Origin of the sequence: Endozoicomonas sp. ONNA2 (assembly GCF_024606365.1) — a bacterium.
In the GTDB taxonomy this organism is placed as follows: Bacteria; Pseudomonadota; Gammaproteobacteria; order Pseudomonadales; family Endozoicomonadaceae; genus Endozoicomonas.
Genome location: NZ_JAHHPO010000145.1, coordinates 1 through 5,539, shown reverse-complemented (window position 1 = coordinate 5,539; position 5,539 = coordinate 1). Strand labels below are relative to the sequence as shown.

Here is a 5,539-nt window from a genome sequence, read left to right as displayed (position 1 = left end):
GATGATTGCGGTGGAACATCTGAATATGTGGAAGTTATTTCCAGACAATTCCTAAGCAAAATATTTTTCACGGCAAATGCCCTTGGCGCGTGAAAATATTTTGCGTCACCCTCAGGGAGGTAAAATGGTTAAGCAAAATATTTTTCACGGCAAAGAGTGGATCAGCCCAACATAGAAGCAGACCGATCAGCTGGCGTACTCTGCGTCCCTGACGCTCACCGAGCCAGGCCTTCGAACACGTATCGGGTTTCTTCTCCCGGTACGCCATGCCTTTCGTATTGAGTTATCACTCAGACAGTGATTGATAACAATTTTTTCCTGCTGCCGATACCACTAACAATACAACTGGCCAGCCTACTTAATTATGTTCAATCTACCCAGAAACCCACTTTGTACCAAAACGCCAGGACTCCAAGGTCCGGGCTCTACCCAGCCCAGTTATCAGCCAACGTCAAAAGAGGCGGAGGCGCCGGTTGGTTACCACAGGGGCCGGAAAATCAAAACCACTGATACCACCAGCTATTTAGCTGAAGAGAAAAGTGTGGTACCAAGTGCAGACAGTCCATCACAGAAAAAAGCAGAAGCTACCCCGGTACCGGCTCAACACACAACGGGTTTAAAAGAAAACAAGCTCGATAGCCAAGGCCCAGAACTTTTACAGAGACGGGCTGAACTGCTGGAAGAGGCAGACACGCTCCTCGGCACCATTAACGAGCAGAAAGCAGTTGGTATTTCGCTGGGCGTGCTGGAAACAGTTGGAAATACAGTTGAAGACCCTGAAAAAGTTAAAGACCCTAAACAGGTGCTGGCACTACTTAAAAAAATGAAGTTCCCGGATGGCCTTAACGTTAAAATCACCCTTAAGTCTCAGCCCGACAAACCACTGAGCCTGATACCGCCGAGTGAAGAGCTGACAAACCAGACAAATCTTGTCAAGTTAATGAACACAACCATAGCGACCCTCAAACGCCATCAGATGCCGTCTGCAGATAGAGTGCTAAAGGACCATGAAGCTGAAAAATTAAGAGATAAACTCGTTGAAAACGACAACGAGGTTGCAGGTAGAGACACCCGGGGCCAGGGAAAAGGCGCACAAGCGTTTGACAAACTCAAGAACAGAAGGTGTGCAATCACCGTTCATCCTCGAACTCCCATTGAACAAGGCACTGTCGAGGCCAGGCACCACGAAACAAGCTTTTTAGCCAACCGGGAAAGTTCTGCTACCACTGCCAGGGAAGCTGGTTCAGATATTGAGAATGGCGATGGTAACGACAAGGACTTAACCACAACGGCTTTCGCTATGCCAAAGCAAGCGGCCATCACCGAACCACCCATGAATAGGCCAAATCCGGTTTATCCGGTACCGCTCCCGTTAGTGAACAGTTCGCAAACCGTCATTCCTCCTCAGCCTAAAGAGGCACAACCGGCTTTGCCACAGAGTGAACAGCAGGCCAGTCCAGTCGAAGAAACCTCTCCATTTGAGACAGAACCAGAAAGCACTGCGGCAACTGGCAATGCACAGAGTACTCCAACAGACCCGGCTATCACCGGGCCCATTTCAGCGCTGGAGGAGCAAACTGACGCCATACCAGACAGTCCGCAGGAAACAGCCCCCATTGATAGCCACTCCCCCTTGCCGGAAACGAAACCAGAACAACTCTTTTCTCAAGAAGAAATACCGGTTACCGATGGCCAGGCATCCGGTAACGGGGAACCAGAGACGCTATTATCAGACCTTCCGGATTGGACAGAACCGGTAAAAACCGCGCCAGAGCAGCCAAATCACTCTCTGCCAAAGGATGAGCTTCAATCTACCGGGTCACAAGCATCAATCAGCACTCAGGAAGTTGAGCAGGCCAGCCTTTCTGACACTGTGAATCCTGTCGATGATGCTATTGCACCTACGACCTCTGGCCCAACAGAGCAATCCGATGTTCAGCCAGCAATGACCCAGCCCCCTGTGCAACAAGCAGAGATGTCGACACCCCCTGCTACCCCGAAAACTGCAAAGGCTGACAATTCATCAGAGCCATCGAAAGCGCGGACTGAATTGCATAAAGTACTGATAAAAGAGTTAGAAAATAGAAAACAGAAACTAAAACAAACCAACCAGCCAATTGCTGGTAATAGTCCACAAGGCAGTGGCAGCCCCAATCACGATACGGCACCAGAAGCCTCCCAGCCCGGGAAGAACCCGGAACTTATTCGGGAATTGTCACAAAAACTGGGCAACATAAGACCGAAAACACCGGAAGAAGTTGAAAAGATAGATAGCAATGTTGCCAGGCGAAGGGCTCAGACGGCAGAGAAAAATAAAAATGCCAATCTTCCTTTTGCTGATGAACTGATAGCCGCAGTAGCTCAAAGAAGAGAAACATTGGAAAAAACTACTGAGCGATACAAACCGATATCATCATCCGTCGGTTATAAACCTGTTGAAACAACGGTTTCTTTTCACTCATTGCCGACGTCGGATGAGCTGTCGGCAACCGCTGCCTCTGAACAAATAGCCCCCCCGCAAACTGATAGCAACGCAAACGATAACATCGTTGTACCAAATGACGAAACGACCAACACATCATCCAGCAATAAAAAGTTTAACGAGGCCGAATTTAAAGAAGAGTTGAAAAAAGCCGTGGAAAAGATGATGAACAGACGTTCAAATACCACTAAGGCTGACAACATCACCGACTCGCCCGGGCCATCTGACCCGCTCCCGGAGGAGTTAACCAACGACCTGGAAATTATATCGGACGCTGTCTTCGCTCCAGAAAAAACAGCAGAGCATCTAACCCCACCGGATACTCAGCCAACTCAAAACAGTGATGCCACAATGCCATTGCCGCCCCCTGCACCACCGATCTCCGAGGAACTTTTGCTGTCATCCAGGAGAGCGCCTGCAGCAACCGGCTCGGCTCAGGCCAATGGCCCGGACAACACTATAAAAACGGAGTCAGGTAACGTAACCAAGAGCAAGCCATCAAGTCAGGGCTTTTTTGGCAGTGAGGAATTCACAACAGCTCTGGGCAACGCCGCAAATGCCATGAATAATAAGCTACAGAGCGGCGGCACAATTGAGGAAAAAATCGCAAGGGCAAAAGCAGAGGCAGAGGCAAAAAAATTGCAGGAGCCGCCCCGTGATGTGTTCGGTGTTCTGAGAAAGCAATTGCGTCCAATTGAGCGGGCTAACTACCGTGATGATGATGGCGAGTTTAAAGAATAGGTTGCCCTTCGCGGCAACTGCTCCTGCATCCATGCAGTCACGGGGTTGCGATAAATTGACCTGAAAATTCCTGCTTATTCGTCAAATAGCCTCGCTACTTATGCCCTTCAGGGTATTCTCATCAGAATCAGAAATTTTATCCTCAATTTCTTGCAATCCTCGCGACGGGGTCGCCTGGACGGGCGCTATTCCAGGACAGCCTCCTGGCCCATGTTTCCGGTGAGTTCGATATCTCTTGGCTGACCGGTCATGTCGCCTTTAGGCGATAAGGTGCCCGTATCTGAATACCCTTGAGGGTCTTCGAGTTTTATAACAAAGAAAATGTAGTTTCTACTGTTACTATAGTTTTGTTTTTGTGGCTGTTTTTTGTTTATAAACGCTTACCCCTATCTCGGTTTCTACTTTGCTAAGATGGTAAAATGCTAAAAAATAAATTTTTATAACAATTCAGCAACAAAAAATAACAGAATAATTTCCTCAGCCTGAATATTATTCCTTCCAGTTTTATACGACACGTTTTTAAGGTGTCTTTTCTTCCCGGTTTTACCTACAGGCAGTCAATGTCAAGCAGTGCCCCCTCATTGTGCTGCGTGACAGATTTTTTGGAGTTTCATGTCTATGGTTTCACGCCAAGGTCGTTTATTTGTTATTTCCTCGCTGGCTTTTGCCGTTTTCACCGGTAATGCCGTTGCCGGTGGCTTTGAAAAAGCGACCATGTGGGACGCGAAATACGCTGCTCTTGCCGGTGCAGCGGTCTCTTCCGTCAATACGTCCAGCGCTGTTTTCTTCAACCCGGCGGGTCTGGCCCGTCTTGAGGGCAATGAAATTGCCTTGAATGTGTCCCCTACCTTTGTGCAAACCAATGGTCCTGCTGAAGGCGATAACAGCTATATCGATGGTGAAAGAAACTTCGTGCCCAATGCGGGTTTGACGGGCGCTTATCGCCTGAATGACCAGTTGGTTATGGGCTATGGTGTCTACGGTGCCGGTGGTTCTTCTACCAGTTATGAAGGGGTTACTGTTGGTAGTCTCACACCAATGACTGGCGAGTATTCAACCGATATCAAGATAATGGAAGCCGGACTGGCCCTGGCATACCAGATCAATAACAACTGGTCCATCGGTGGCACCTACCGTATTACCTATGCCCAGGCTGATATCAATCTGGCCTCTGCTGCTTTTAGTGGTACTACGGGTGCACTGGTGGGTTATAACGATCTTTCCGGCTTTAACACATTTGGTGTGCGTCTTGGCGCGATGTATCGCTCCGATGATAACCGCTGGGGCTGGGGTCTGAATTACCGCTCAGATGTCAGTATAGAGGCAGACGGTGAAGCCAGTACCTATGTAGCGAACACTCCTTTTCATACTCCAAGCATCGCCGCTACTGCTGAAACAGCATTACCGACCCAATTTTCCACAGGTGTAGATTACAGCCTGAATGATGACTGGAAGCTGTTTAGTGAAGTCACCTGGACGAAGTACAGCGATATAGAATCGATCAAGTTTTCCAGCAATGAAGGTAATTTGCTGGTAAACAGGATTATTGCCAACTGGGATGACCAGTGGAACTTCCGCTTTGCTACTGAGTACACCGGCATCGAAAACTGGGCATTGAGAGCAGGTTATATCTACACCACAGCCGTAACGCCAGAAGAATACGCAGCACCTACCTTCTCAACACCGGCAGGTGCTCACTCCTTCACCATGGGTGCAGGTACTACCTTGATGGATGGCAAACTGGGGCTTGATTTTGGTGCAGAATATAACTTTGCTGAAAACGACACGGTAAAAGGTGGTGGTGTCGTGACCAATACGGGTTCATTATCGCCCTCTGGCAAGTACGACACCAACGCCTTTGCACTGCACGCCACCCTGCGCTACAAGTTCTAAGATCGATTGTTAAGTGACATAAAATACCGGCGTGAACGATTCATGCCGGTATTTTTTTATTAAAGGGTCTATCTTGATTGATGTAGCAGAGCCATTGCTGGTCAGGGCTGTTGCGAAACATAATCAGTAGCGATCTGGCTGGCCCGAGCGGTTTTCTCACCTTTTGTTCCCAACTTTGCACTGTCTTGATACTCACCGTTACTAAAAACCTATGATAATCAGCATTATCTGGGTTTATCTACATCGTCAACACCACCGCTTACCGGAGTAAGTCTTACGCAGCTCTTCTGTAGGGATTAACGTCAAGCTGTAACGTGTCCCGACGGGATCGGATAGACGAATCGCCTGGGAGGCTGTCCGAGAATAGGCTGCCCTACTGCGGCGACAGCAAATTGGTCTAAAAATCCGCTTTTGTTCGGCAAA

2 protein-coding genes are annotated in these 5,539 nt (G+C 48.6%); both read left to right on the top strand.

Annotated elements, in window-relative coordinates:
• Positions 1-364 precede the first annotated feature (364 nt).
• The gene (locus tag KDK14_RS02660; protein WP_257263476.1) at positions 365-3,223 is read left to right on the top strand and encodes a hypothetical protein; all 2,859 of its coding nucleotides are present in this window, start codon (positions 365-367) and stop codon (positions 3,221-3,223) included.
• Between the two features lie 618 nt (positions 3,224-3,841).
• Positions 3,842-5,116 carry an OmpP1/FadL family transporter gene (locus tag KDK14_RS02655; protein ID WP_257263475.1) on the top strand — a complete coding sequence of 425 codons (1,275 nt, stop codon included), beginning with the start codon at positions 3,842-3,844 and terminating at the stop codon, positions 5,114-5,116.
• The last annotated feature ends 423 nt before the right edge of the window (positions 5,117-5,539 follow it).